At 69.7% G+C, this 24,348-nt stretch carries 23 protein-coding genes; 7 read left to right on the forward strand and 16 right to left on the reverse strand.

The window, feature by feature from the left end:
- Positions 1-55: 55 nt before the first annotated feature.
- Entirely contained in the window at positions 56-1,900 is a 1,845-nt protein-coding gene (locus tag MKK54_RS12980; RefSeq protein WP_244011380.1) for a tetratricopeptide repeat protein, read from the reverse strand.
- Positions 1,901-2,119: 219 nt separating this feature from the next.
- Positions 2,120-3,781 carry an electron transfer flavoprotein-ubiquinone oxidoreductase gene (locus MKK54_RS12985; RefSeq protein ID WP_244011381.1) on the reverse strand — a complete coding sequence of 554 codons (1,662 nt, stop codon included), beginning with the start codon at positions 3,779-3,781 and terminating at the stop codon, positions 2,120-2,122.
- Between the two features lie 203 nt (positions 3,782-3,984).
- Between MKK54_RS12985 and MKK54_RS12990 the strand changes: the two genes are divergently transcribed.
- From MKK54_RS12990 to moaB, 3 genes are all read left to right on the forward strand, one after another.
- Positions 3,985-4,851 carry a uracil-DNA glycosylase family protein gene (locus MKK54_RS12990; RefSeq protein ID WP_244011542.1) on the forward strand — a complete coding sequence of 289 codons (867 nt, stop codon included), beginning with the start codon at positions 3,985-3,987 and terminating at the stop codon, positions 4,849-4,851.
- Positions 4,852-4,955: 104 nt separating this feature from the next.
- Positions 4,956-5,867, forward strand: coding sequence for a neutral zinc metallopeptidase (locus MKK54_RS12995; RefSeq protein WP_244011382.1), 912 nt, complete (start codon positions 4,956-4,958; stop codon positions 5,865-5,867).
- 33 nt (positions 5,868-5,900) lie between these two features.
- Positions 5,901-6,458 (forward strand): molybdenum cofactor biosynthesis protein B, encoded by a 558-nt coding sequence (moaB, locus tag MKK54_RS13000; protein ID WP_244011383.1) that lies wholly within the window; start codon positions 5,901-5,903, stop codon positions 6,456-6,458.
- A gap of 472 nt (positions 6,459-6,930) precedes the next feature.
- Here moaB and MKK54_RS13005 read toward each other — a convergent pair whose 3' ends face one another.
- A complete protein-coding gene (locus tag MKK54_RS13005) occupies positions 6,931-7,923 on the reverse strand; it encodes a catalase family peroxidase (protein WP_244011384.1) in 993 nt (330 codons plus the stop codon).
- A gap of 345 nt (positions 7,924-8,268) precedes the next feature.
- Between MKK54_RS13005 and MKK54_RS13010 the strand changes: the two genes are divergently transcribed.
- Complete coding sequence (locus tag MKK54_RS13010) at positions 8,269-8,502, forward strand: hypothetical protein (RefSeq protein ID WP_244011385.1); 234 nt, start codon at positions 8,269-8,271, stop codon at positions 8,500-8,502.
- Between the two features lie 16 nt (positions 8,503-8,518).
- On the opposite strand, the gene MKK54_RS13015 is transcribed toward MKK54_RS13010, so the two are convergent.
- The 5 genes from MKK54_RS13015 to MKK54_RS13035 all read right to left on the reverse strand — a co-directional run bounded on the left by MKK54_RS13015 (position 8,519) and on the right by MKK54_RS13035 (position 13,504).
- Positions 8,519-8,914: an MAPEG family protein gene (locus MKK54_RS13015; protein ID WP_244011386.1), complete on the reverse strand. Its 396-nt coding sequence runs from the start codon at positions 8,912-8,914 to the stop codon at positions 8,519-8,521.
- A 52-nt stretch (positions 8,915-8,966) separates the two neighbouring features.
- Entirely contained in the window at positions 8,967-9,473 is a 507-nt protein-coding gene (locus MKK54_RS13020) for a cupin domain-containing protein (protein WP_244011387.1), read from the reverse strand.
- A 129-nt stretch (positions 9,474-9,602) separates the two neighbouring features.
- Positions 9,603-10,679 carry a catalase family protein gene (locus MKK54_RS13025; RefSeq protein ID WP_244011388.1) on the reverse strand — a complete coding sequence of 359 codons (1,077 nt, stop codon included), beginning with the start codon at positions 10,677-10,679 and terminating at the stop codon, positions 9,603-9,605.
- A gap of 260 nt (positions 10,680-10,939) precedes the next feature.
- Positions 10,940-12,274, reverse strand: a complete 1,335-nt coding sequence (locus tag MKK54_RS13030; RefSeq protein ID WP_244011389.1) for an LLM class flavin-dependent oxidoreductase — start codon at positions 12,272-12,274, stop codon at positions 10,940-10,942.
- Between the two features lie 12 nt (positions 12,275-12,286).
- On the reverse strand, positions 12,287-13,504 hold the full coding sequence (locus MKK54_RS13035; protein ID WP_244011390.1) for an acyl-CoA dehydrogenase family protein: 1,218 nt from the start codon (positions 13,502-13,504) through the stop codon (positions 12,287-12,289).
- 328 nt (positions 13,505-13,832) lie between these two features.
- Between MKK54_RS13035 and MKK54_RS13040 the strand changes: the two genes are divergently transcribed.
- Positions 13,833-15,230 (forward strand): LLM class flavin-dependent oxidoreductase, encoded by a 1,398-nt coding sequence (locus MKK54_RS13040; RefSeq protein WP_244011391.1) that lies wholly within the window; start codon positions 13,833-13,835, stop codon positions 15,228-15,230.
- Positions 15,231-15,289: 59 nt separating this feature from the next.
- Here MKK54_RS13040 and MKK54_RS13045 read toward each other — a convergent pair whose 3' ends face one another.
- The 3 genes from MKK54_RS13045 to MKK54_RS13055 are packed head-to-tail and all read right to left on the reverse strand — an operon-like array spanning position 15,290 to position 17,902.
- Positions 15,290-16,084 (reverse strand): MetQ/NlpA family ABC transporter substrate-binding protein, encoded by a 795-nt coding sequence (locus tag MKK54_RS13045; protein WP_244011392.1) that lies wholly within the window; start codon positions 16,082-16,084, stop codon positions 15,290-15,292.
- Positions 16,085-16,131: 47 nt separating this feature from the next.
- Entirely contained in the window at positions 16,132-16,797 is a 666-nt protein-coding gene (locus MKK54_RS13050; RefSeq protein ID WP_244011393.1) for a methionine ABC transporter permease, read from the reverse strand.
- Positions 16,787-17,902: a methionine ABC transporter ATP-binding protein gene (locus MKK54_RS13055; RefSeq protein WP_244011394.1), complete on the reverse strand. Its 1,116-nt coding sequence runs from the start codon at positions 17,900-17,902 to the stop codon at positions 16,787-16,789. Before MKK54_RS13055 ends, MKK54_RS13050 begins: the two co-directional genes overlap by 11 nt.
- A 501-nt stretch (positions 17,903-18,403) precedes the next feature.
- Here MKK54_RS13055 and MKK54_RS13060 point away from each other — a divergent pair.
- Complete coding sequence (locus MKK54_RS13060) at positions 18,404-19,405, forward strand: ABC transporter substrate-binding protein (protein WP_244011395.1); 1,002 nt, start codon at positions 18,404-18,406, stop codon at positions 19,403-19,405.
- A 3-nt stretch (positions 19,406-19,408) separates the two neighbouring features.
- On the forward strand, positions 19,409-20,452 hold the full coding sequence (locus tag MKK54_RS13065; protein ID WP_244011396.1) for an LLM class flavin-dependent oxidoreductase: 1,044 nt from the start codon (positions 19,409-19,411) through the stop codon (positions 20,450-20,452).
- A gap of 3 nt (positions 20,453-20,455) precedes the next feature.
- Here MKK54_RS13065 and MKK54_RS13070 read toward each other — a convergent pair whose 3' ends face one another.
- The 5 genes from MKK54_RS13070 to MKK54_RS13090 all read right to left on the reverse strand — a co-directional run bounded on the left by MKK54_RS13070 (position 20,456) and on the right by MKK54_RS13090 (position 24,163).
- Positions 20,456-20,899: a YeeE/YedE family protein gene (locus tag MKK54_RS13070; RefSeq protein ID WP_244011397.1), complete on the reverse strand. Its 444-nt coding sequence runs from the start codon at positions 20,897-20,899 to the stop codon at positions 20,456-20,458.
- Positions 20,896-21,309 carry a YeeE/YedE family protein gene (locus MKK54_RS13075; protein ID WP_244011398.1) on the reverse strand — a complete coding sequence of 138 codons (414 nt, stop codon included), beginning with the start codon at positions 21,307-21,309 and terminating at the stop codon, positions 20,896-20,898. The genes MKK54_RS13070 and MKK54_RS13075 overlap by 4 nt, the downstream gene beginning before the upstream one ends.
- A gap of 19 nt (positions 21,310-21,328) precedes the next feature.
- Entirely contained in the window at positions 21,329-22,216 is an 888-nt protein-coding gene (locus MKK54_RS13080; protein ID WP_244011399.1) for an ABC transporter permease, read from the reverse strand.
- Positions 22,213-22,998 carry an ABC transporter ATP-binding protein gene (locus tag MKK54_RS13085; RefSeq protein WP_244011544.1) on the reverse strand — a complete coding sequence of 262 codons (786 nt, stop codon included), beginning with the start codon at positions 22,996-22,998 and terminating at the stop codon, positions 22,213-22,215. The genes MKK54_RS13080 and MKK54_RS13085 overlap by 4 nt, the downstream gene beginning before the upstream one ends.
- Positions 22,999-23,131: 133 nt before the next feature.
- Positions 23,132-24,163 (reverse strand): ABC transporter substrate-binding protein, encoded by a 1,032-nt coding sequence (locus tag MKK54_RS13090; RefSeq protein WP_244011400.1) that lies wholly within the window; start codon positions 24,161-24,163, stop codon positions 23,132-23,134.
- Positions 24,164-24,348 lie beyond the last annotated feature (185 nt).

Genomic DNA, 24,348 nt, shown 5'->3' on the forward strand with positions numbered 1-24,348 from the left:
GGCGGTTGCGCGGCCGGTCTGGCCTCGCAACGCGCACCGCGTCAAGGTTCTGCGATCAGCCGCCGCTCTTCTTGTCGGCCGCGCCCGGGGGCTCACTCGGGGCGGGCGCCCCTTTCGGGAGTTCCGGGTTTGCCTTGCCCTCGGGTGGGTTCTCGGCGGTGGCCGCCGGCTTGTCGAGTTCGGGCAGGCCGTCCTTCAGCTTGACGTTGATCTTTTCCAGATCGTCCGGCTCGGGGTTCAGGTCCTTGGCGTGCTGCCACTGGAACTTGCCCTCGAGGCGACGGCCGGCGCGCCAATAGGCATCGCCGAGGTGGTCGTTGATCGTCGGATCGCCGGGCTTCAGCTCGATCGCCTTTTCCAGTTCGCGCACGGCATCGTCCCAGCGGCCGAGGCGGAAATAGGCCCAGCCGAGGCTGTCGATGATCATGCCGTCGCGCGGCGCGGCATCGACGGCCTGCTTCAGCATCGTGAAGGCCTCGTCGATGTTCATGTTCTGGTCGACCCAGGAATAGGCGAGGTAGTTCAGCACCTGTGCGCGGGCGCCGGGCTGGCTCGCGGGCACGAGTTCCAGCGCCTTCTTCAGGTCGGCCTCGGCCTTGGGCCATTGCTTGGCCCGCTCGTAGGCGGTGCCGCGGAAGTAGAACGTCGTCCAGTAATTCGAGGCCGGGCGGTCACCGATCAGCGCGATGGCGCGGCTGTAGGTCTCGGCCGCCTCCTCGTATTTCTTGCGCGAGCGCTGGACGTTGCCGAGCGCCGAGATGACGTCGATGTCGTCGGGATGCGCCTTCATGGCGGCGTCGAGATGGGCGATGGCCTCGTCGCCCTTGCCCATCTGCTCCAGGTTCAGCCCGATCTGGACGTCGGCATTGAGGCGCAACGGAGAGCTGGTCGGGATCTGCGCGTAGGCCTCGTTGGCGCGGTCCGTCTGCTTCATCCGGTCGAGGATGTCGGCGAGCGTCAGGCGCGCGAGCGCATGCTCGGGCGCGAGGTAGAGGGCGAGCCGCAGGTAGACCACCGCCGGCAGCTCGTCCCCTTGCGTCGAACCGGCCGCGCCGAGCCCGTACAGCACCTCGCCGGCCCCCTCCTGCGCCGAGTTGACGAGGCGGGCGAGGGGCTTGCCTTCCTTCAGCTTGGTCAGGGCGTCGCGCACGATGGGGTGGCGCGGCAGCAGCTTGTCGAACTCGGTATAGGCCTGGATCGCGAGGTCGGTCCGGCCGGCCTGGGCCTCGAAGCGCGCGTAGGCGTCGACGATGCGCAGGGTGTTGCGGTCGGAATCGTAGGCCGCCTTGAGGCGGCGCTCGGCCTCGGCCTGATCGCCCACCAGGCTGGCGATCAGCCCGGCATGGAAATCGCGGAAGGTGTTGTAGTAGCGTTCGCCCTTGAGCTTGTTGATCGTGTCCAGCGCCCGCTTGCCGTCATTGGCTCCGGCGAAGGCCCAGGCGGTCAGCAGCGTGCCCGTGAGGTCGGCGGCCGCGCCCCGGCCGCTGCGGGCGAAGTTCTGGCGCGCCTGCGCGAACTGGCCGGCCTTGATCTGGCGCACGCCGAGGGCGAGCTGGGCGAGGCCGTTCGAGCCGTCGCGACTGGTCAGGCGCTCGGCGGCCCGGAAGGCGTCGGGCAGGGCACCGTCGGCGAGCAGCGAGACGAAGGCGCGCTCCAGCAGTTCGGCGTTGCGCGGGTCGGCCTTCACGGCCTCGCGGTAGAAGCTCGCCGCCGCCGCCGTGTCCTTCGAGGCACCGGCGATGTAGGCGGAGAGGAAGTTGCCTTCGAGGGATTCGGCGGGCTCGTATTCCGAGACCGGCGCCGATTCGCGAGGCTGCGCCGCGCGGGCGGACTGAGCGGACAGGGAGGCCGCGAGGCAGAGAGTGAGGGCCGAGACGGTCCGGCGGCCGATCCGAGACATCTTGACGTTTCCGTTCATGGGCACCGATCACGGCTCCTGCGCACCGGCCGACGACGCGGCCGGACTCGTTCGGGGCGGGACACTGGACTCTTCGCACCATCCTCGCAAGGCATAAGGATGGCGGCGCGCGGAGGCGCCGTCCCGTCACGGTCCGGGGCTCCCGAGACCGTGACGGGGAGGGGGCGGACCGGCGCGTGGACCCCGGCCGCCCCGGTCGCGTCACATGTTCGGGTAGTTCGGCCCGCCCGGTCCCTCGGGGGTCTCCCAGTTGATGTTCTGGTTCGGGTCCTTGATGTCGCACGTCTTGCAGTGGACGCAGTTCTGGGCGTTGATCTGGTAGCGGACGCCGTCGCTGGCGCCGGTATCCGCGACCCATTCGTAGACGCCCGCCGGGCAGTAGCGCGCCGAGGGACCACCGAAGACGTCGTGCTCGGAGGCCTTCTGCAGGTCGAGGTTGCGCACTTTGAGGTGGGCCGGCTGGTCCTCCTCGTGGTTGGTGTTCGAGAGATACACCGAGGAGAGCCGGTCGAAGGTCAGCTTGCCGTCCGGCTTCGGGTAGACGATCGGCTTGACCTCGGAGAGAGGTTTGAGCGTGGCGTGGTCCGGCTTGCCGTGCTTGAGCGTGCCGAAGGGAGAGGCCTCCAGGATCGTGTTCGACCACATGTCGAGGCCGCCGAGACCGACGCCGACCAGCGTGCCGTAGCGCGACCAGAGCGGCTTCACGTTGCGCACGCGCTTGAGGTCCTGCCCGATGGCGCTGGCGCGCCAGCCGTTCTCGTAGCTGCTCAATTCGTCGCCCTGGCGGCCCGATTCGAGGGCCTGCGCGATGGCCTCGGCCGCCTGCATGCCGGAGAGCACCGCGTTGTGCGAGCCCTTGATGCGGGGCACGTTCACGAAGCCGGCGGAATCGCCGACGAGGCAGCCCCCGGGGAAGACGAGCTTCGGCACCGATTGCCAGCCGCCCTCCATGATCGCGCGGGCGCCGTAGCCGATGCGCTTGGCCCCCTCGAAGGTCTCGGCGATCATCGGGTGGGTCTTGAAGCGCTGGAACTCCTCGAACGGCGACAGGGTCGGGTTCTCGTAGTTCAGGTGCGTGACGAAGCCGACCGAGAGCAGGCCGTCGTCGAAATGGTAGAGCCAGGAGCCGCCGCCGGCCTTGTTCGGCAGGGGCCAGCCCATCGTGTGCTGCACGAGGCCCGCCTGGAACCGGTCGGGCGCCAGCTGCCAGAGTTCCTTGACGCCGAGGCCGTATTTCTGGTGGTCGCTGTGGGCGTTGAGCTTGAAGCGGTCGATCAGCGTCTTGGTCAGCGAGCCGCGCGCGCCCTCGCCGAAGATCGTGTACTTGCCGCGCAGCTCCATGCCGCGCGTGTAGTCGTCGCGCGGCTCGCCGGACTTGCCGATGCCGAGGTCGCCGGTCGCGATGCCGACCACGGTGCCGGCCCCGTCGTAGAGGACTTCCGCCGCCGGGAAGCCCGGATAGATTTCCACGCCGAGTTCCTCGGCCTTCGCACCGAGATATTTGGCGACGTTCGAGAGCGATCCGACGAAGTTGCCGTGGTTCGACATCAGCTTGGGGAAGAACAGGTTCGGCATGGTGACGCCGCTGTTCTTCGTCAGGAACATGAACTCGTCGCGCTCGACGGCCGTCTTCAGGGGACGAGCGTCGTCGTCCCGCCAGCCCGGCAGCAGCCCGTCGAGGCCCGACGGATCGACGACCGCGCCGGACAGGATGTGGGCGCCGACCTCGGAGCCCTTCTCCACCACCACGACGCTGACCTCCGGCGCCAGCTGCTTGAGGCGGATGGCGGCCGCGAGCCCAGCCGGACCGGCGCCCACGATCACCACGTCGAAATCCATCGCCTCGCGTTCGGGCAGCGCCATCCGTCATCCTCCTGTCGCGCGGTCGCACGTTCGGGCGTGCGATCCCATGTCCGGCGATCACTCTCAACCCATTCCAACCTGGGAACGCAAGCGCCGCACCCGCACGGCCCTGCGTAGGGCGACGCTATCGCGCGGGGGAAAAGCCGGTGCGTGGTGCCGCGGGCCGGGTTGTCCACAGCCGCGCGAGGCGCCACATCCCCTCCATGGGCCAGAGCGACGAAAGACAGCGGGATCTGATCGCCAACCTCGACTTCCAGGTCGAGGCCGGTCTCGACCTGTTCCTCGACGAGACCCCGCATGACCGCTTTTCCGAGACCGACGCGCCCGAGCCCGCGCGCGTGGCCTTGGTGCGGGAAAGCGCGGCACCGGGCCGCGACGCCTCGTTCCGGGCCGAACTGCCCCAGCGCGATACGGCCCCGCCGCCCCCGACGCGGACCTTCGGGCAATCGGCTGCGGCCAAGCCCGGCGAGGCCGCCGGCGACGCGCGGGCGCGGGCGCGCGACGTCGGCACCCTGGAGGAACTCGAGGCGCTGCTCGCCGGCTTCGACGGCTGCCCGCTGAAGTTCACCGCCAAGAACCTTGTCTTCGCCGACGGCAATCCGGCCGCGAAGCTGATGTTCATCGGCGAGGCGCCGGGCGCCGACGAGGACCGCATCGGCAAGCCCTTCATGGGCCGCTCGGGCAAGCTCCTCGACCGGATGATGGCGGCGATCGGACTCGACCGCACGAACGCCTACGTCACCAACATCGTCCCCTGGCGCCCGCCCGGCAACCGCAATCCCACCCCGCAGGAGGTCGCGATCTGCAAGCCGTTCATCGAGCGGCAGATCGAGCTCGCCGCGCCCGATCTCATCGTCTGCCTCGGCAGCCCGGCGACGCAGGCCATCACGGGGACCAAGGACGGCATCCTGAAGGCGCGCGGCCGTTTCTTTCCCTATCAGGTTGGGAGCCGCGAGATCCGCGCCCTGGCGACGCTGCACCCGGCCTATCTCCTGCGCCAGCCGCTGCAGAAGCGCCTCGCCTGGCGGGACTTCCGGACCCTGCGCGCCGCCCTCGACGGGAAGGCCTGAGCCCGCTAGGGGCTTGAGCCCAAGCGGAACCGTATTCCGCGCTCCCGAATTACTTCACGCGTCCGTGTGTGACGGCGCGCGTCCGAACAGGGTGTCACGAGATCATGCGCTGGGAAGATTTCCGTTCTTCGGACAACGTCGAGGACCGGCGCGGCGAGGGCGGCGGCGGCGGCGGGTTCGGCTTCCCGGGCGGCGGCGCCGGCGGCCTCGGCATCGGCACCATCGTGATCCTGTGCATCATCGGCTGGGTCACGGGCATCAACCCCGCGATCCTGATCGGCGGGGCCGAGCAGATGTCGGGCGGCGGGCGTCCGCGCCAGGAACAGGCCGATCCGCAGACGCAGGCCCAGCGCAAGACCAAGCCCACCGACGACAGCGGGCGCTTCGCCGCCGCGATCCTCGGCAACACCGAGGACGTCTGGAAGGAGGTCCTGCCGAACCAGACCGGGCGCCAGTACCGTCCGACCACGATGGTGCTCTACAAGGGCGGCACTCGCAGCGGCTGCGGTTCGGCCCAGGCGGCCATGGGGCCGTTCTACTGCCCGCTCGACAAGAAGGTCTATCTCGACACGTCCTTCTTCAAGGAGATGGAGCAGAAGTTCGGCGTGAAGGGTGATTTCGCCTACGCCTACGTCATCGCCCATGAGGTCGGCCACCACGTTCAGGACGAGCTCGGCATCCTCGGCAAGGTCCAGGGTCGCCAGCAGGCCGCGTCGAGCAAGACCGAGGCGAACCAGCTCTCGGTGCGCATCGAGCTGATGGCCGATTGCCTCGCGGGCGTCTGGGCCAAGAACTCGAACGACAAGTACAACGCCCTGGAGCCAGGCGACATCGAGGAGGCCATGCAGGCGGCGAGCGCCATCGGCGACGACAAGCTCCAGAAGCAGTCGCAGGGCTACGCGGTGCCGGATTCCTTCACCCACGGCTCGTCCGAGCAGCGGATGCGCTGGTTCATGACCGGCTATCGCAGCGGGCAGACCAAATCCTGCGACACCTTCCGCGCCGCGCGGAACTGAGGCCACACCCGCCCCGCCCGAAGGTTCATCAGCATGGTCGCGTCCGACAAGACCCGCAGCTTCATCCCGCTGGCGATCGCGGTCCTCACCGTCTCGGATACCCGCACGGCGGAGGACGACCGCTCCGGCGACACCCTGGTCGAGCGCCTCCAGGCCGCCGGACACACACTCGCCGCCCGCGCCATCGTGCCCGACGAGGTCGACGCAGTCCGGGGACGGGTCGAGGCCTGGAGCCGCGACTTGGCCGTCGACGTGGTCATCACCACGGGCGGCACCGGCTTCACCGGTCGCGACGTGACGCCGGAGGCCGTCGAGCCCCTGTTCGAGAAGCGGATGGACGGTTTCTCGGCCGTGTTCCACCGCATCTCCTACGACAAGATCGGCACCTCGACCCTGCAATCCCGCGCCACGGCCGGCGTCGTCAACGCCACCTACGTGTTCGTCCTGCCCGGCTCCCCCGGTGCCTGCCGCGACGCCTGGGACGGCATCCTCGCCGCCCAGCTCGATTACCGGCATCGCCCCTGCAACTTCGTCGAGATCATGCCGCGCCTGGACGAACACCTGCGGCGCGGCGCATCGATATCGGTTTGAGCGCAGGACCCGACCGGGCTCCACGCATACCGGTTGTTCCCTTCGGGATGGCGGGGTCGATATCGGTCAGTCTCATCGAGGTTCGCCGGACGCCGGCCGCCGCGTGGTGACGCGGTTCGGGCTGGGCGGCTGAGCAGGCTCGTTGGCACCGGCCAACTTCTCGGCGAGGGGAGGGAGCCCGATGGCATCGGATCACGCCTGGACAGTGTCGCCCGGCGTGGTCTCACCGTGAGCGGCCAGCTTCTCGCTCGCTTGAATCATCGCGGCGATGTTTCCGTCGATCGTCTCGTTCGCGTCGGGGGGCCCGACATCGATGGTGTCGCTGTCGCGCAGGGGCGGGCGGGCTCACCGGGCCCGGCGCGACCGAGGACGGCAGCCGTCGCACGGGTTCGGGACCGGACAAGGAACCGGCGCAGCAGGTGCGCCGGCCGCCGGGACCACCCGCCGAGCGGGTCCCCGGCGGCGCATGGCCCTACTGGCTACGGCGTCCGAAGGAGACGGCGTAGGCCTGGACGCGTGCATCGATCAGGGGGTCATCGGAGACCTCGATGCCATCGGTCAGCGCGTTCGGCATGAACAGGAGCGCCTTCTCGGCCTCGGCGCTGTCGGGCACGACCTTCGACACCGTGAGGACGCCGAGGTCGACCGTCCTACGGTCATCGGGCCAGGGCTTCGTGGCGTCGTTGGTCGGATCGCCCGGAGCGGCGAGCTGTGCCTGAACGGTGAACCGGGCCGGCTCCTTCGCGATCCGGGGGCCGATCTCCGCCATCAGGTAGTCGGGTCCGCGCTTGGCGGCTTCCTCCGGCGCGAGGAGATCCTCGCCCTGGACCGGCACGAAGCGGAAACGGAACGGCTGGCGCTTGCCGTCCTTGTCGACGAAGACGAAGGCGTTCACGCCGTTGTAGGTTTGCCGCGCCAGGCTCGACGGGGTCTTGGCGGTGCCGCCGGCCGTGGCCGCCGCCGGGTGGGTCGCCGTGAACCGCTCCAGCGCGGTCGGGTGCGCCGCATCCGGACCGCTGGCGGCGACCGCCTGGAGCAGGTCGCGGAACTCCTCGCCGGTGGCGACGGGGAAGTACTTGAGCGCGTTCAGGACGACGTCCATCTCCGAGCCGTCGACGAGCTTGAACTTGAGCGACATCCCGTGTGGATTGGCATTGGCCGCGCCGTCGGGGATCGTCGGCACGCCGGTCGCATCCGAGAACCGGATCGTCACCGGGACGGCCGGACCCTGGAACAGGGAGGCCTTGCTGATCCGTCCGGCCTCGGCCGACGGGGTGAAGCTGCCTTCCGCCACGACGCCCTTGGCGTGGTTGGCGCGCTTGCCGGGATGGGTTCCGAACAGCTTGTTCATGACGTCGATGGTCTGTTCGGCCGTCGTCGCCTCCTCGGCCAGGACCGGCGCGGTGTGCGCGACAGCAAAAGCGACACTGAGGGCGAGGACGTACGGGATGCTCGATGAACGCATGACGATCCTCAAGGCAGCGTCGATGCTGGATGCACCGACCGGCTGAATTCAGAATCGTTCTTACATCACGAAGGGTGACGGCGGACAACGCATAGGTTGCTCGGGCCGACGATCGCGGACCTGCCCGCTTTCCGAAGCGGCGAGACTCCGGGTGAGCCCGCCCAGGCTCGACATGCGCCGTCTCGACTGCCACCTTCGAAGCGTCGCCCGGTGTCGGTTTCCCGACCCTTCCACAATGCCGGCGCCTCATCGGCGGACGAGGACTCGACCGCGTCCTCGATGTCGGTGGTCCGGCGACGCTGGAGCGGTCGATTGCCCGCCGCACGGGCTGGCGGACATATCTCGGTGATCGGCATCCTCACGGGCGTGGCCGGGCCGCTGTCGCTGGTCCCGGCGCTGATCCGCCTCCGGGGCGTGCTGGTCGGCAGCCGCCGGCACCAGATCGACACGGTCCGCGGCATCGAGGCCTGCGGGCTCCGGCCGATCGTCGACAGCCGCTCCCCCCTGGCGGACCTCGTCTCGACATTCCGGCACCAGGAGAGCCGCCGCCACTTCGGCAGGATCTGCATCGAGATCTGATTCTTCGACGCTTTTCTCAGACCGCCCGCAGCAGGGCGAGGGCCGCCACGGTGATCACCACGAAGGTCGCCAGGATTCCGCCCCCGCGACAGGCGAACTGGCGCGGGGAGTTCTTGGGCGCGAACATCCCGAACGGATGCAGCACGCGCGCGACGAGCAGCACGATCAGGAGGCCGCGCACCAGGGTCGGGCCGCCGCCCGCCGCTTCCAGCAGGGCGATGAGGAGGACCGCCAGCGGAACGTACTCGCCGAAATTGCCCTGCGCGCGAATCCGCTTCTCCAGGTTCGCGTTCCCGCCATCCCCATGCAGAACATCCCCGGACAGGCGGCCGGCGACGACCCAACCGGACAGGCCGACATAGAGGAGCGCGAACAGGGCCGCGTAGAAGGCCGTCAGGGCGGGGTAGATCACGGGGTCACTCCGGCAAATGGTTACACGCGCACGAGGGTGGCGCGATGCGAGGTCAGCGGGCGCCTTGCGCCGTCCGGCTCGGGTCATCGGCCGGATCGATGTAGTTCAATCCGAAGGGACCGGTTCCGTTGACCTGGAGTTCCACCGGCTCGCTCGTGGTCCACAAAGCGTGCGGCATGTCCCGCGGCAGATAGACGAAGCCTCCGGCACGCAACGGCTTGCCGGCGGCCTTGTCGAGCGTCGCGCCATGCTGGTGGTGGATGGATCCGGCCAGGATGGTCAGCGTCTCGTCCTGCGCATGCGTGTGCGGCGCGATGAGGGTGTCGGCGGGAAACCTGATGCGCAGCACGAACGGACCCGGTTTGGCCGGATCGCCCGCCACGAGGCTGATCTGCGTGCCCTTCGGCAGGTTCGCCGGTCCGGGTCCGTAGACGACGCTGGCGCCATCCGGAACGGTGACGCCGCCATGTGCCGCGTGATCGCTTCCCTGGGCAGAGGCGACGGTGGCGATGGGCACCGTCATCAGGGCGAGGATCAGGGTTCTGGCGAGCGCGTTCATGATGCCTCCTGAAATCCGGGATCGTCAGGGATGAGGATGGTCGCGCCAGCGACCGATACCGTTCGAGCCGGACGCCGCTGCCCTCGAAAGAGGGTTGCGACGGCACCCGGTCCCGTCGCCCGCCGGATCTCAGCGCCCGGCGCCGGGCTCATGGATCGGGCATCCGTTGAAATGCTGGCGGAACGCGGCCGAATGCTTGTAGGGGGCATTGCGCGCGCGGTTGATGTTGCCGAGGGGCCGATGGGCGGCGAGCCCCGTCCAGACGCTGAAGCGCATCTCCTCGTCGACCGCTTGCACGCGCGCCTCGTCCCAACTGTCCTGCGGCCGGACTGCGATGAGGCCGACGCGCTGGAACGGTGCCTCGTCCTCGCTCCATTCCACCGTCGGGTCCTCCACGGGCTGCCGTTCGGGGTCGCGGCAAAGCTGGACGCGGAACTCCCAGACGCCCTCGATCCCGCGCATCTCGGATTGCACCGTCTCGCGGATCGCGTTGGGATGGCCGGAGGCGTCGATCTCGGTTCCAGTCAGCGCGGTGAGGGCGGGCGCGACGGGGGCGACGGAAAACTTGGCGATGTAGTCGCCGTACCGGAACGGCGTGACGCTGTAATAGGTCTCGCCCAGCGGGTCGACATTGGGCGCGCCGCCGAGGGCCCCGATGGTCGTGCTCTCGATGCCCACCGCGTGCAGCGACTTGTTGATCCCGCGCAGCACCGTCGAGGCCGCGACCTTCAAGCCCTCGGCCCGGTCGGTGGTGCCGGCCAGCAGCTTCAGGCTGCCGAGGAACTTCTCGGCGTTCGGCGCCTGGAAGACCTTGCCGTTGACCAGGATGAAGTTCTGGGTCGTGCCCTCGGCGCCCGGCAGGCGTTCGCCCTCCACGTCGAGCACCTTCAGGGCGAGGCCGCGCGGCAGGGAGACCGCGTCGGGCAGGATGTCGCCGGCATTGGTCGACATCCGCATGTAGACCCGGTGCTCACCGGGCTTGGCGAACAAGCCCTGCGCGAGCTCCGGGGGCAGATTCGCGTCGATCGTCAGCACCCCTTCGAGAATGCCGTGCGACTTGGCGTGCACGGACCGGACCGCATGGCCGGAATCATCGGCCACGGTTCGGAGGATCTTGTCGAAGGTTTGGTTCAACTGTTCGATGGTCTCGCCCTCGTCGGACCTGACGACCTCGACATCGGGGCTATAGCGGACGGGCGCTTGCAAGGTGAGAGGCTCCGGATCGGTGTAATCAGGGTGAGAACATCCTTTGCTTCGGTCCGTTCCACTTTTGCGGGCGTTCAAGAATCCGTGAGTGCCGTGGCGTGTGAAGCGAAGCCGGCCGCCGCCCCGCGCCGCGCCCCGGATGTCATGGCGGCGATGTCCGGAAACGCGGCCCGCTGCGCGGGGAGTGGGGTGGCAGCATCTCGGCCCGGATCGAGGAAGGGGATCGCCCTCGACGAGATCTGCGCGCGCGGGATGAGCCGTCAGGGACGTCGATGGGCCGGCCTCGGCAATCCGAGGTTCTCGCGCAGCGTGCGGCCCTCGTACTCCGTGCGGAACAGGCCGCGGCGCTGGAGTTCGGGGATCACCAGGGCGGCGAAATCGTCGAGGCCGCCGGGCAGCGTCGGCGGCATGATGTTGAAGCCGTCCGCGCCGTGGGCCTCGAAGCGCTCCTGCAACGCGTCGGCGATCTGGCTCGCGGTGCCCACCAGCGTCCAGTGCCCGCGCGCGCCGGCGATGCGCAGGTAGAGTTCGCGGATGGTCAGCCCGTCGCGCCGGGCGAGGGTCAGCATCAGAGCCTGCCGGCTCTTGCCGCCCTCCGTCTCGGGCAGGTCGGGCACCAGGGCGTCTTCCGGATAGGCGGACAGGTCGGCGCCGGCGAGCTGTTCGAGCAGCGAGCGGCCGACCACGGGGTGGATCAGGTCCTGCAATTCCCCGTAGCGGTCCTGGGCCTCGCCCGCCGAGCGCCCGACGACCGGAAAGGCGCCGGGCATGATCTTGAGGTGATCCGGGTCGCGCCCGAAGCCTTCCATGCGGCCCTTCACGTCGGCGTAGAAGGCGGTCGCGTCCTCCAGGGTCTCCTGCGCGGTGAAGACGATCTCGGCGGTGCGCGCGGCCAGCGCCTTGCCGGCCTCGGAGGAGCCGGCCTGGACCACGACCGGGTGGCCCTGCGGCGGGCGCGGCACGTTGAGGGGCCCGCGCACGGAGAAATGCGCGCCCTCGTGGGCCAGGAGATGCAGCCGGTCCGGATCGAAGAACCGGCCGGCCTCCCGGTCGCGCACGAAGGCGTCGTCCGCGTAGGAATCCCACAGGCCCCGGACCACGTCGACGAACTCCTCGGCCCGGGCATAGCGGTGGGCATGGGCGAGGTGGCTCTCACGGCTGAAGTTCCAGGCCTCGCGCGGATCGGCGGAGGTCACGAGGTTCCAGCCGGCCCGGCCCTCGCTGAGATGGTCGAGGGAGGCGAACTTGCGGGCGACGTGGAACGGCTCGTTGTAGGTGGTGGAGGCGGTGGCCACGAGGCCGACCCGCTCGGTCACCGCCGAGAGGTGGGAGAGCAGGGTGAAGGGCTCGAACTGCCCGACATAGCGGATCGCCGTGCGGCTGAGGGCGTCGATGTCCTCGCCCCGAACCGCGACGCCGTCGGCGAGGAAGATCAGGTCGAACTTCGCCGCCTCCGCCACCGCCGCGATCCGGCGGTAATGCGCGGCGTTGACGCCGGCATCGGCCTGCGCGGACGGGTGGCGCCACGCCGCGACGTGATGGCCGCCGGGATAGAGGAAGGCGCCGAGGCGCATGCGGTCGCGGCGGGCCGGCATCGCGTCCCTCCCTCAGGCCGAGCCGACGCGGTACTCGCGCGGCGGCGCGGTGCCGTTGACCGCGAAGGCGCCGACGATGCGGTCGCGGTAGATCCGCGGATTGTGCGAGGCGATGGTCCGGGCGTTGCGCCAGTAGCGGTCGAGGCCGAGCCCCTCCTTGACCGCCGAGGCGCCGAGCGCGTCGAACAGGCCGGTGGTGGCTTCCAGCACGAGGTTCGTGACCACCGTGACCGCCTGATTGACCTCCACATCCGCGAGGGCGGCCGGCGCCGTCGTGTCCGCCCCGGCGCAGCGGGCCTCGAACACCCGCTGCACCGCCTCGGCCGCCTTCAGCACGATGGCGCCCGCCGCGTAGGCGTTGCCCCGGACGCGGCCGACCACCGCCTGAATCTGGGGATCGTCACTGGTGCGGCCCGCATTGCCGTGGCTGTAGACGCGGCGGCGCTCGGACACCAACCGGGCCACGTCCTCGGCCGCCGCGCGGCCGATGCCGGCCAGCGTCGCCAGATGCACGAGTTGGAAGAACGCCATGGCGTAGGGGAAGCGCGCCGGGTCCGGTTTGATCCAGTCCGGCTCGACCACGACCCCGGCGAAATGCGCGGTGCCGCTCGCCGTCAAGGCCTGACCGAACCCGTCCCAATCATCCGCGATGGCGACGCCGGGCGCCCGGGTCGAGACCGCCGCGACCACGGGCGCGCCGTCCTCGTCCTGGGCCGAAAGGTGGATCCAATCCGCGAACAGCGAGCCGGTGGTGTAGAATTTCCGGCCATCGACGACCCGCTCGGCCCCGCGCCGGCGGATGATGGTATCGAACTGCCCGACCTTGGCCTCCCCGGTCTCGGAGACTCCGCTGCCGATGGTCTGGCCGGCCCCGATCCGCTCGGTCCAACGTGCCCGCCATTCGGGCGAGCCCGAGCACAGCACGTCCTCGGTGAAGCCGAAATGCGCGCGCAGCGCATTGGTGACGTTGGAATCGGCCTGCGACAGCTCGATCAGGAGGTTGAACAGTTCGGGCAGGCTCGCCCCGTGCCCGCCCGCCGCCTCGGGCAGGCGCAGGGTGGTGAAGCCCGCCTCCTTGAGCCAGCCGATCTCGGCATGCGGCAGGCGGCGCTCCGCGTCCCGCGCCACGGCGGTGGCCCGGATCTCCGCGAAGGCCGGGCGAAAACGCGCGGCGAGATCCTCGTAGCGGGCGCTCGGGCCGGCACCCCAGCCCGCATCCGTTTGCGACATGGTCTTCCAATCCCGTCCTGCGATCTGGTTCCGAAGCCGCGCCGGTGCCCGTCGAGAGCGAGCGGAACCGGCGCGTCGGGAAGCGTTGAGATCCGGGATTAATACACGAAACTCAAGTCATCGATCCGTTATCGACGCATAATTAAGTGAGTTTGGGACGCAAATCTCTTGGTTTGTCTATGTAAGAACGATCAGTCTCCCGTGGGAGCACAAGACAAAAGAAGCTTCTTGTTGACCGGGCAACCAGGACCAATACCCTGGTCTTCCTGGCCTCTTCCCGCTCGGACGAGCTCGGGCGAGGCCATGCCCCCTCCGGACGGATCTTTCGATGACGACGCGCCGCGAACTCCGGCTGAACGCCTTCCAGATGGGCTCGCCCAACCACACCTGGGCCGGGCTGTGGCGGCACCCGCGCGACACGGGCAGCGCCTACAACACCCTCGATTACTGGGTGGATCTGGCGCACACCGCCGAGCGCGGCCTGTTCGACGGGGTCTTCCTCGCCGATGTCCTCGGGCAGTACGACGTCTATGGCGGTAACGCGGACGCGGCCCTGGCGCGTGCGGCGCAGGCGCCCAACATCGATCCGTTCCTGGTGGTGCCCGCCATGGCGCAGGCGACGCGCCATCTCGGCTTCGGCGTCACCGCCAACCTGACCTACGAGCATCCCTATCCGTTCGCGCGGCGGATCACGACGCTCGACCACCTCACCGGCGGCCGGATCGGCTGGAACATCGTCACCGGCTACCTCGAGAGCGGCGCGCGCGGCATGGGGCAGGACAAGGCCCGCGCCCATGACGAGCGCTACGAGGCGGGGGAGGATTTCTTGGAAGCGTCCTACAAGCTCTGGGAGGGGAGCTGGGAGGAGGGCGCGGCGCGGCGCGATCGGGAGAGCGGCGTCTTCACGGAACCCGCGCGGGTTCACCGCATCCGGCATGACGGCCCCTACTATCGCGTGGATGGCCGACACCTCGCCGAGCCCTCGCCCCAGCGCACGCCGGTGCTCTATCAGGCCGGGACCTCGAGCCGGGGCAAGCTGTTCGCCGGCCGGCACGCGGAGGCCGTCTTCCTCAACGGCCAGACCAAGCCGATCGCCGCCAAGGCCGTGCGCGGCATCCGGGAGGCGGCGCGGGCCGCCGGTCGCGACCCGTACGACGTCCGCATGTTCCTCGGCGCCACGGTGATCGTCGCGCCGACCCGCGCCGAGGCCCTGAGCTTACGCGACGAGTATGCGCACTTCATCGACGTCGAGGGCCAGCTCGCCCTGGTCTCCGGCTGGACCGGCATCGACCTGTCGACCCTGGAGCCCGACGAGGCCCTGGCCTACGTCAAGACCAACGCCATGCAGTCGCTGGTGGAGAACCTGACGCAACCGGGCGAGCGACCCTTCTCCCGCGCGGATTTCGCCGAGTTCGGCCCGCGCGGCGCCCGCGCGCCCTTCATCGTCGGCTCGCCCTCGGAGGTCGCCGACGAACTCGTCGCCTGGGCCGAAGCGACGGATGCCGACGGCTTCAATCTGACCCGCGCGGTCGCGCCCGAGACCCTGGAGGCCTTCGTCGATCTCGTGGTGCCGGAACTGCAGGCGCGGGGCGCATTCAAGACGCGCTACCAGGAGGGAACACTGCGCGAGAAGCTGTTCCCGGGCAGCGGCCCGCTCATGAAGGCGAGCCATCCGGGCGCGGGCTTCCGCCGGGATGCGCCGGAGGGCCTGCGAGCCGCCTCGTGAGGGGCAGCCCGCCCATTCGGCTAAGCCCGCGCGGGACCTACCAACTCATCAGTGGGGACCTACCAGCTCGTAAGCACCGCCCCGTCGAAGGTCTTCTCGACGAAGGCCCTGGTCTCGGGCGTGCGGTAGCTCTCCACCAGGGCCTTGACCCAGGGCTTGTCCTTGTCGGCCTCGCGCACCGCCAGCATGTTCACGTAAGGCCCCTTCGGCTCCTCTTTCAGGAGCGCGTCGGAGGGCTTGAGGCCGGCGGGCGTCGCGTAGTTGGTGTTGACCGCCGCCGCGTCCACGTCGTCGAGGGCACGCGGCGTCTGGGCCGCATCCACCTCGATGAAGCGGAGCCGGCGCGGGTTCTCGACGATGTCGGCGACCGTCGGCTTGAAGCCGGTGCCGGTTGCCAGCCTGATCACACCCTTGTCCTGCAGGAGGAGCAGCGAGCGCCCTCCGTTGGTCGGGTCGTTCTGGATCGCGACGGTGCCGCCGTTCGGCACCGCGTCGAAGCTCTTGTGGCGCTTGGAGTAGATGCCGAGGGGAAAGTTCACCGTGAGGCCGACGCCGACGATCCGGTAGCCCCGGTCGGCCCTCTGGTTGTCGAGGAAGGGCTGGTTCTGGAACGAGTTCGCCTCGATCTCGCCGGCCGAGAGCGCCTCGTTCGGCACGACGTAGTCGGAGAACTCGATGATCTGGAGGTCGAGCCCATGCTTCGCCGCGACCGGCTTCACCGCTTCGAGGATCTGCGCGTGCGGCCCCGGCGTCGCTCCGATGCGGATGCGCGTCAGGGGCTCGGCCCTCGCCGGCCCGGGCAGGATCGGGCCGGACACGACGAGGAGAGCGGCGAGAGTCAGGGCGCGCAGCATGGCGGATCGTCCGGGTTCGATGCGGGGGGTTGAAGGTCAGGAAGGCGTCAGGCCTGCCGGATGCGCCGGTTCAGGCGCCGCGCCAGGCCCTCGCCGACGGTCTGCACCGCCTGGACGAGGACCACGAGGACCACGACCACGGCCAGCATCATCTCGGGCCGGAAGCGCTGGTAGCCGTAGCGGATGCCGAGGTCGCCGAGGCCCCCGCCGCCGACCGCGCCGACCATGGCGGAGAATCCGAGCAGCGAGACCACCGCCAGGGTCAGGCCCGACACGATGCCGGGCAGCGCCTCGGGAATCAGGACCTTGGCGATGATCTGCCCCGGACGGGCGCCGAAGGCGCGGGCCGCCTCCACCAGGCCGGGGTCGACCTCGCGGATCGCCGCCTCGATCAGGCGCGCCAGGAAGGGTGTCGCCGCCACCGTGAGGGGCACCGTGGCGGCCAGGGTGCCGATGGAGGTGCCGGCGACGAACCGGGTGAAGGGGATGATCGCCACCACCAGGATGATGAAGGGCGTCGAGCGCGTCGCGTTGACGACGAAGCCCAGCACCGCGTTCGCGTAGGGCGCGGCGAGGAGTTCGCCCCGCCGGCTCGTCGCCAGGAAGACGCCCAGCGGCAGGCCGAACAGGGTGCCGAGGGAGGCGGCCAGGGCCACCATCGTGAGGGTGTCGAGGGTGGCCTGCACGAGCAGGCGGATCAGCTCAGGCGACACGGGACGCCTCCTGGGCCGGCGGCAGGTAGCCCAGGACCTGGCTCTCGAAGCCGTGGTTCGCGAGGTAGGCGCGCGCCCGCGCCGCGACGTCCGGCCCCGGCGGCAGCCCGATCGCCAGGGAGCCGAAGGGGCGTCCGCCGATCTCGTCCACGGTGCCGGCGAGGATCGCGGCCTCGATGCCGGTCTCGCGGGCGAGCCGGGCCAGGATCGCGGTGCCGTCCGGCGCGTCCGCGAAAGCGATGCGCAGCGCGACGGTCGCGCCCGGCCGGGCCTCGGCCCCGATCCGCGCGTCGAGCGCCGGCGGCAATCCGTGCCCCATCTCCCCGGCGAGGAGCGAGCGGGTGATCCCTGCCTGCGGCCGGGTGAAGATCGTGAAGGCCGAGCCCTGCTCCACGATCGCGCCGTGCTCGATCACCGCGACCCGGTCCGCCACGGCGCGCACCACCGACATCTCGTGGGTGATCAGCACGATGGTGAGGCCGAGGTCCCGGTTGATGCGCCGCAGGAGCGCCAGGATCGACCGGGTCGTCTCGGGGTCCAGGGCCGAGGTCGCCTCGTCGGAGAGCAGCACCTGCGGCCGGGTCGCCAGGGCGCGGGCGATGCCGACGCGCTGCTTCTGCCCGCCCGATAGTTCGGCGGGATAGCGCCCGGCCTGATCGCCGAGCCCGACGAGGGCGAGCAGTTCCCCGACCCGCGCGCGGATCGCCGCCGGTGCCCAGCCGGCGAGTTCCAGGGGCAGCGCGACGTTGCCGGCGGCATCCCGGGAGGAGAGCAGGTTGAAGTGCTGGAAGATCATCCCGACCCGGGCACGCAGGGCGCGCAATTCGCGCTCGCGCAGGGCCGACACCTCCGCGTCCCCGACCCAGATGCGGCCCGAACTCGGACGCTCCAGGCCGTTGATCAACCGGATGAGGGTCGACTTGCCCGCGCCGGACCGCCCGATGATGCCGAGGATCGACCCGGTCGGAACCGAGAGGTCGATACCCTCGAGAGCCGCGACGGCCGGGCCGTTGTGCCGGGGCGGATAGGTCTTCGAGACGGCCTCGAAGCGGATCAGGGCCTCCGGCGCGGCATCGGGGCGATCACAGATCGATGAGACGGACACCGGCGTTCCTCGGTCTGGCCACGCGATCGCAACCTGTCACGGCCTGAAGACCGAAGGACTATTGCGGGGCTGAAATGGTCTTCATTTATCTCCAGCGGACATATCCCAAGTCAATGAAACGATGGACCATAATCGAGAGGTCGGGGGAACGATGATCATCGTGTTCGTGCGAGCGCCGAGAATATCCATCTTCGACGGCTGGGATCGTATTTCGACCAACGGCGGAGAATGATGGAATGACGCGTCCGATCTCCGATTGAACAAAACCATGGATCGGATGCCATTGGAAATCATCGATCCGTGCCGAGGAGTATCGTAAACACAATCGCCTGCGGAATGACGGAATTTCGAAAAACCATTCCCTTGCCGAGCCGCGATCCGTCTTCAAAAATGCCGACACGAGATCGTGAATGGCCTGCGACGCGACCGATGATCGGCGGCCGGAATCGATCTTGTCAGGCGGGCCACCCCCGGCGCGATGTCACCAATCCGGAGACCATGATGACCGACGATACGCCGCGCGGGGCCGCCCCCTCGCGCCGGACGATCCTGCGCGCCGGCCTGGGTGCCGGATTCGGTGCCGCCGCGATCCTGCCCCTTGGGATGCCGGCTGTCCGGGCCGCCGAGCGCACCGTCCGCCTGAGCTACCAGCGCTCCTCCACCCTGCTCACGATCCTGAAGGCGAAGGGCACCCTGGACGCGCGCCTGAAGCCCCTGGGCTTCGCGCCCTCCTGGCACCTGTTCACGAGCGTGATCGAGCCGATGAATGCCGGGGCCGTCGATCTCCACGCGGACGTCGCCGACGCGGTGCCGATCTTCACGCAGGCTGCCGACGCACCGCTGACCTTCTATGCCCGCGAAGTCGGTGCCCCGTCGGCCGAGGCGATCATCGTGCCCGAGGACTCGCGGATCCGCACCGTCGCCGACCTCAGGGGCCGCACGGTCGGCGTCTCGCGCGGGTCGGGCTGCCACTTCATCCTGGCGGCGGCCCTCAAGAAGGCGGGGCTCGGCTTCGCCGACATCAAGCCGGCCTATCTCCAGGCGCCGGAGGGCCTCGCGGCCTTCGGCCAGGGCAGCCTCGATGCCTGGGTGATCTGGGACCCGTTCCTCGCCATCGCGCAGGCCAAGCGGCCGGTGCGGGTGCTGGCCGACGCCACCGACCTGTCGAGCTACCACCGTTACTACCTCGCCAACGACCGCTTCGTGGCCGAGAACCCGCGGGTGGTCGCCACCGTCTACGCGGCGCTCCGGGAGGCGGGCCGCTGGGTCAAGGCCGAGCCGGACGCAGCGGTGGCGCTCCTGGCGCCGATCTGGGGCGACCTCTCCCCGGACGTCGTCGCGACCGTGAACCGGCGCCGGACCTACGACGTCACGCCCGTGGCACGCGCCGAACTCGGCGAGCAGCAGGCCATCGCCGACACCTTCCGCGAGGCGAAGCTGATTCCGCGCGACCTCGACGCGACGGCGGTGAAGATCTGGCAACCGCCGGCCGAGCGGGGCTGAGGCATGAGCCACGCACCCCGCTTTGGGATCTGGGCGGCCGTCCACGGCTCGCGCGCCTCTCACCACGATCCGGACGAGCCGGACGACGCCAGCTGGGACCGCAACCGGGCCCTCGTGCTGGAGGCCGAGGCCCTCGGCTTCGATGCCGTGCTCGTCGCCCAGCACACGGCCAATCCCTACGACGATGCGCGCGACCAGCTTGAGGCCTGGACGGCTTGCGCTGCGCTCGCCGCCCTGACCCGGCGCATCGAGATCATCGCGGCGATCAAGCCCGGCCTCTACCACCCCGTGGTCCTGGCCAAGATGGCCCTGCAGATCGAGCACATCGCGGGCGGACGCTTCGCCCTCAACCTCGTGAATGCCTGGAACCGGGCCGAGTTCGAGCGGGCCGGTTTGCCTTTCCCCGCACATGACGACCGCTACGCCTACGGGGCCGAGTGGATCAGCCTCGTCGACCGCCTGATGCGGGGCGAGCGCGTCACCCATGCGGGGCCGCATTTCCAGGTGACGGATTACCAGCTGCGCCCCGCCGGCAGCTTCCAGCCGCGCCCGACGATCTATCTCGGCGGAGAGTCCGAGCCGGCCCGCGCCCTGGCGGCAAGCCAAGCCGACGTCTGGTTCATCAACGGCCAGCCCCTCGACGATGTCGCGGCGCTGATCGCCGACGTCGCCCGCCGGCCCGCCGCCAACGCGCCCCTGCGCTACGGCCTCTCGGCCTTCGTCATCGCCCGCGACACGGATGCGGAGGCGGAAGACGAGCACGCGCGCCTGCTGGCCCTGGCCGACCGCGACGCGGCCTTGCGGGCCGACACCCGGGCGCGCACCGACGCGGCGAGCGTGATGTTCGCCAAGACCGACGCGGCGGCCTCCCGGCATGTCGGGACCAACGGCGGTACGGCCGCCGGCCTCGTCGGTAGCTACGACACCGTGGCGGCCCGTATCCGTGCCTTCCATGCGGCCGGCATCGAGTTGTTCATGCTGCAATTCCAGCCGTTCGAGGCCGAGATGCGGCGCTTCGCCGAGCGGGTCCTGCCCCTGATCCGCTGAGGCTCAGGCGCGGGCGACGAACCGATGGTGGGCCACCATCCCCACCAGCATCGCGGCTACGAAGACCGCCACAGGCAGCGCACCCGTCGACAGGGCCGCCACGGCGGGTCCGGGGCAGAGGCCCGACAGCCCCCAGCCGATGCCGAACAGGGCCGCCCCCCCGATCAGGGGCCGGTCGATCCGGCGGTTCGTCGGCAGGTCGAAGGTGGCCGCGAGGGCCGGGCGCGGCAGGCGCCGGGCCAGGGCGTAGCCGAGTCCGGCGACGCTCACAGCCCCGCCGAGGACGAAGGCGAGGGTCGGGTCCCAGGTCTGACGCCCGTCGAAGGCGCCGGTCACGTCGAGGAAGCTCTGAACCCGCGCCGGATCGAGCATGCCGGAGAGCGACAGGCCGAGCCCGAAGAGCAGCCCGGCCGCCAGGGCCGCGAGCAGGCGCGGCACCGCGCTCATGCGAGCCCCCGCAGCAACGCGACGGTGAGCATGCCGCTCGCCAGGAAGGTCAGGACCGCCGCCAGGGAGCGGGGCGAGAGCCGGGCGAGCCCGGTCACACCGTGGCCGCTGGTGCAGCCCGAGCCGAGGCGGGTGCCGAACCCGACGAGGAGACCGGCGACGGCGAGAACCGGCAGCGAGGCCACGAACCGCATCGCGGGCCAGGCGCCGGTGATGAGGGCGAAGAGCGGCGGCCCGGCGATCAGGCCGGCGACGAAGGCCGCATCGATCCACCGGCGCACGCCGCGATCCCGCCCGAGGCCGGCCACGAGGCCGCTGATCCCGGCGATGCGCCCGTTGAGCAGCATCAGGAGCGCGACCGACAGCCCGATCAGCGCGCCGCCCGCGAAGCCGGAAGCATGGGTGGTCATGAGGTTCGGCCGAAATCCATCACCGCGCCATACCCCAGCGCCGGACCGTGAGCCGCTCGAAGGCGGAAAAGATCAGGTTCTCGACGACGAGCCCGATCACGATGACGAGGACGAGGCCGGCGAAGACGCGGTCGGTGTAGAGTTCGTTGCGGTTCTGGAAGATGTACCAGCCGAGGCCGCCGCGCCCGGAGGCGGCGCCGAACACCAGTTCGGCCGCGATCAGGGTGCGCCAGGCGAAGGCCCAGCCGATCTTCAGCCCAGATAGGATGGCCGGCAGGGCGGCCGGGATCAGGATCCGAAGGACGTAGGACGGCCCGCGCAGGCCGTAATTGCGCCCCGTCATCCGCAGGGTCTCGGGCACGCCCTGGAACCCCGCATAGGTGTTGAGCGCCATGGGCCACAGCACCGAGTGGATCAGCACGAAGATCAGGCTGCCGGAGCCGAGGCCGAACCAAAGGAGGGCCAGCGGCAGCAGGGCGATGGCCGGCAGCGGGTTGAACATCGCCGTCAGGGTCGAGAGCAGGTCGCGGCCGAACTGCGTCGAGACGGCCAGCGTCGTCAGCCCGAAGGCGAGCACGATCCCGGCGAGATAACCTTGAATCAGCACGGCGAGCGAGATCCGCACCCGGTCCAGCAACTCGCCGTCGACCAGGCCGTCGGCGAGCGCCGACATCGTGGCGAGAAATCCGGGCAGCAGCAGATCGTTGTCCTGCCAGCGCGCCAGCCCCTCCCAGATCAGGGCCAGGGCGGCGATGATCAGGCCCTTGCGCAGCCAGTCCTGCTGCCACAGGCGCGCGGCGCGCGGCAGCGCCCGCTCGACCGGCGCCTCCACGAAGGGGGCGAGCACCCGGTCGTATTCCGGGCGGATCGGCGGCACGGGGCCCCGCTGAACGGCACCGGGGTTCATGACGCGGTGGTTCGTGTCGGGGCCCGGGTCTCGGGATCGGTCTCGAACAGGCGGGTGTGCAGGCGCTGCACCGCCGCCTGGAAGGCCCGGCTGCCGATGCTGCCGAGATCGAATTCGTGGCTGTTGATCTCCGCCCGCACCCGGCCCGGATGGGGCGAGAGCAGGGCCACCCGGTTGCCCACCACGAGGGCTTCCTCGATGGAATGGGTGACGAAGAGCAGGGTGAAGCGGGCCTCGTCCCAGAGGGCCAGCAACTCCTCCTGCATCCGTCGTCGGGTCAGGGCGTCGAGGGCCGCGAAGGGTTCGTCCATCAGCAGAACCTTCGGCTGCATCGCCAGGGCGCGCGCGATCGCGACGCGCTGCTTCATGCCCCCCGAGAGCTGATGCGGGTAGCTGTCGGCGAAGGGGGTCAGGCCCACCTTGTCGATGTAGTGCCGGGCCCGCTCCTGAGCCTCGCGCCGGCCGAGGGAGCGGGCCGCCCGCAGCGGGAAGGCGACGTTCTGCGCCACCGTCTTCCAGGGCGGCAGCTGATCGAATTCCTGGAACACCACGATGCGGTCTGGACCGGGCCCGCGCACCGGCACGCCCGCGAGGGTGATCTCGCCCTCCACGGGGGCGATGAAGCCGGCGGCCGCCTTCAGCAGGGTGGACTTGCCGCATCCGGAGGGCCCGAGCAGGACGAAGCGGTCGGCCTCGTGGATGTCGAGGTCGATCCTGTGCGTCGCCCGCACCACGCGCGCGGGGGTGCGGTACTCCAGCGTCACGCCCCGTATGCGCAGCAGGGGCGACTCGCCGGACTCCGATGCCGGCCGGGCGGAGGCGGCCTCGCGCCGGACCGGCGCGCGCGGACGGGGCTCCGCCAGTTCGAGGACGGACAGGTCGGACAGGGTAGCGGCGGAAATCACGGCAGGCCGCTCAGCTGCCGGTTGCGATACGGGGATCGGCGAAGAAGTAATCGTCGATCGCCTTCGGCTCGGCCTTGATCGCGCCGACACGATGCATGAACCGGCCGAGGCCGAGGGTGTTCTCGGGTGCGACCTTGAAGGTCACGGCCGGGTTGGTGATGATCTTCGTCAGCAGGGCCGGGTCGAGCTTGCTGTTGGTGGTCCGAAGGTAGATCTCCGCCGCCTTGTCGGGATTCCGGGCGATGAATTTCGCCGCGTCGTCGAGCGCGTTCAGGAAGGCGTTGTAGGTCTTCGGGCTCGACTTGTAGAAATTCTCCGTCGCGTAGAGCACGGTCGAGGAGGCCGGGCCGCCCTGCACGTCGTACGAATTCAGGACGATGTGGGCCTGCGGGTTCTCGGCCAGCTCCTGGTCCTGGAAGGGCGGATTGCCGAAATGCCCGGTGATCTCGGTGCCGCCCTTGATGATCGCGGCGGCCGCCTCCGGATGCGGGACCGCGACGCTGATCCGGTCGAGCTTGGCGAAGTCCTTTTCGCCCCAGAGCTTGGCCGAGGCCCATTGCAGGATGCGCGACTGCACCGACACGCCCACCGCCGGAACCGCGATGCGGTCCTTCTCGCCGAAATCGGCGATCGTCTTCACGGCGGGATTGTTGGTGACGAGGTAGTAGGGAAAGTTGCCGAGCGAGGCGACGCCCTTGACGTTCTGCCGGCCCCGGGTGCGATCCCAGAGCGTGAAGAGCGGCCCGACGCCGGCCCCGGCGACCTCGATGTTGCCCGAGAGCAGCGCGTCGTTGACCGCCGAGCCGCCCGAGAGCTGGACATAGTCGACCTTGATGTCGAGACCGGCCGCCTTGCCGTGCTTCTCGATGAGCTTCTGGTCCTCGACCACGTTGAGGAGCAGGTAGACGATGCCGAACTGCTTGGCGATCCGCAGCTGGCCCTCCGCCGCCGTCGCCTGCGCCACGAAGGATGCCGTGAGCGCGAGGCCACCGAGCAGGGCCGCGGCCAGCCGGCGCGAAGGACCCGTGCATTGCTTCGTCATCGTCTTACTCACTCTGGCGTCGGTCAACCGGAGGCGTTGCCGCCGAACAGTAGATCCGCCGCAAATGTGATGCTTCTATTCGGGGCGGTCAATAAAAGCGGCATCTTTAGTTTATCATTGTCAGAGAACGTTCATGCCATGAAGCACCGCTTCGGCAGATCATTCGTGTTTTGACGCAGATCGGC

Origin of the sequence: Methylobacterium sp. J-068, assembly GCF_022829445.1 — a bacterium.
Lineage (GTDB): Bacteria > Pseudomonadota > Alphaproteobacteria > Rhizobiales > Beijerinckiaceae > Methylobacterium.

Excerpts from the sequence above, each read along its gene's own strand:
- MKK54_RS12995 (WP_244011382.1), top strand. The coding sequence starts at position 4,956 with ATGCGCTGGGAAGATTTCCGTTCTTCGGACAACGTCGAGGACCGGCGC.
- MKK54_RS13020 (WP_244011387.1), bottom strand. The coding sequence starts at position 9,473 with ATGAACGCGCTCGCCAGAACCCTGATCCTCGCCCTGATGACGGTGCCC.
- MKK54_RS13075 (WP_244011398.1), bottom strand. The coding sequence starts at position 21,309 with ATGACCACCCATGCTTCCGGCTTCGCGGGCGGCGCGCTGATCGGGCTG.
- MKK54_RS13030 (WP_244011389.1), bottom strand. The coding sequence starts at position 12,274 with ATGCCGGCCCGCCGCGACCGCATGCGCCTCGGCGCCTTCCTCTATCCC.
- MKK54_RS13090 (WP_244011400.1), bottom strand. The coding sequence starts at position 24,163 with ATGACGAAGCAATGCACGGGTCCTTCGCGCCGGCTGGCCGCGGCCCTG.
- MKK54_RS12980 (WP_244011380.1), bottom strand. The coding sequence starts at position 1,900 with ATGTCTCGGATCGGCCGCCGGACCGTCTCGGCCCTCACTCTCTGCCTC.
- MKK54_RS13045 (WP_244011392.1), bottom strand. The coding sequence starts at position 16,084 with ATGCTGCGCGCCCTGACTCTCGCCGCTCTCCTCGTCGTGTCCGGCCCG.
- MKK54_RS12985 (WP_244011381.1), bottom strand. The coding sequence starts at position 3,781 with ATGGCGCTGCCCGAACGCGAGGCGATGGATTTCGACGTGGTGATCGTG.
- MKK54_RS13080 (WP_244011399.1), bottom strand. The coding sequence starts at position 22,216 with ATGAACCCCGGTGCCGTTCAGCGGGGCCCCGTGCCGCCGATCCGCCCG.
- MKK54_RS13070 (WP_244011397.1), bottom strand. The coding sequence starts at position 20,899 with ATGAGCGCGGTGCCGCGCCTGCTCGCGGCCCTGGCGGCCGGGCTGCTC.
- MKK54_RS13060 (WP_244011395.1), top strand. The coding sequence starts at position 18,404 with ATGACCGACGATACGCCGCGCGGGGCCGCCCCCTCGCGCCGGACGATC.
- MKK54_RS13040 (WP_244011391.1), top strand. The coding sequence starts at position 13,833 with ATGACGACGCGCCGCGAACTCCGGCTGAACGCCTTCCAGATGGGCTCG.
- MKK54_RS13065 (WP_244011396.1), top strand. The coding sequence starts at position 19,409 with ATGAGCCACGCACCCCGCTTTGGGATCTGGGCGGCCGTCCACGGCTCG.
- MKK54_RS13005 (WP_244011384.1), bottom strand. The coding sequence starts at position 7,923 with ATGCGTTCATCGAGCATCCCGTACGTCCTCGCCCTCAGTGTCGCTTTT.
- MKK54_RS12990 (WP_244011542.1), top strand. The coding sequence starts at position 3,985 with ATGGGCCAGAGCGACGAAAGACAGCGGGATCTGATCGCCAACCTCGAC.
- MKK54_RS13035 (WP_244011390.1), bottom strand. The coding sequence starts at position 13,504 with ATGTCGCAAACGGATGCGGGCTGGGGTGCCGGCCCGAGCGCCCGCTAC.
- moaB (WP_244011383.1), top strand. The coding sequence starts at position 5,901 with ATGGTCGCGTCCGACAAGACCCGCAGCTTCATCCCGCTGGCGATCGCG.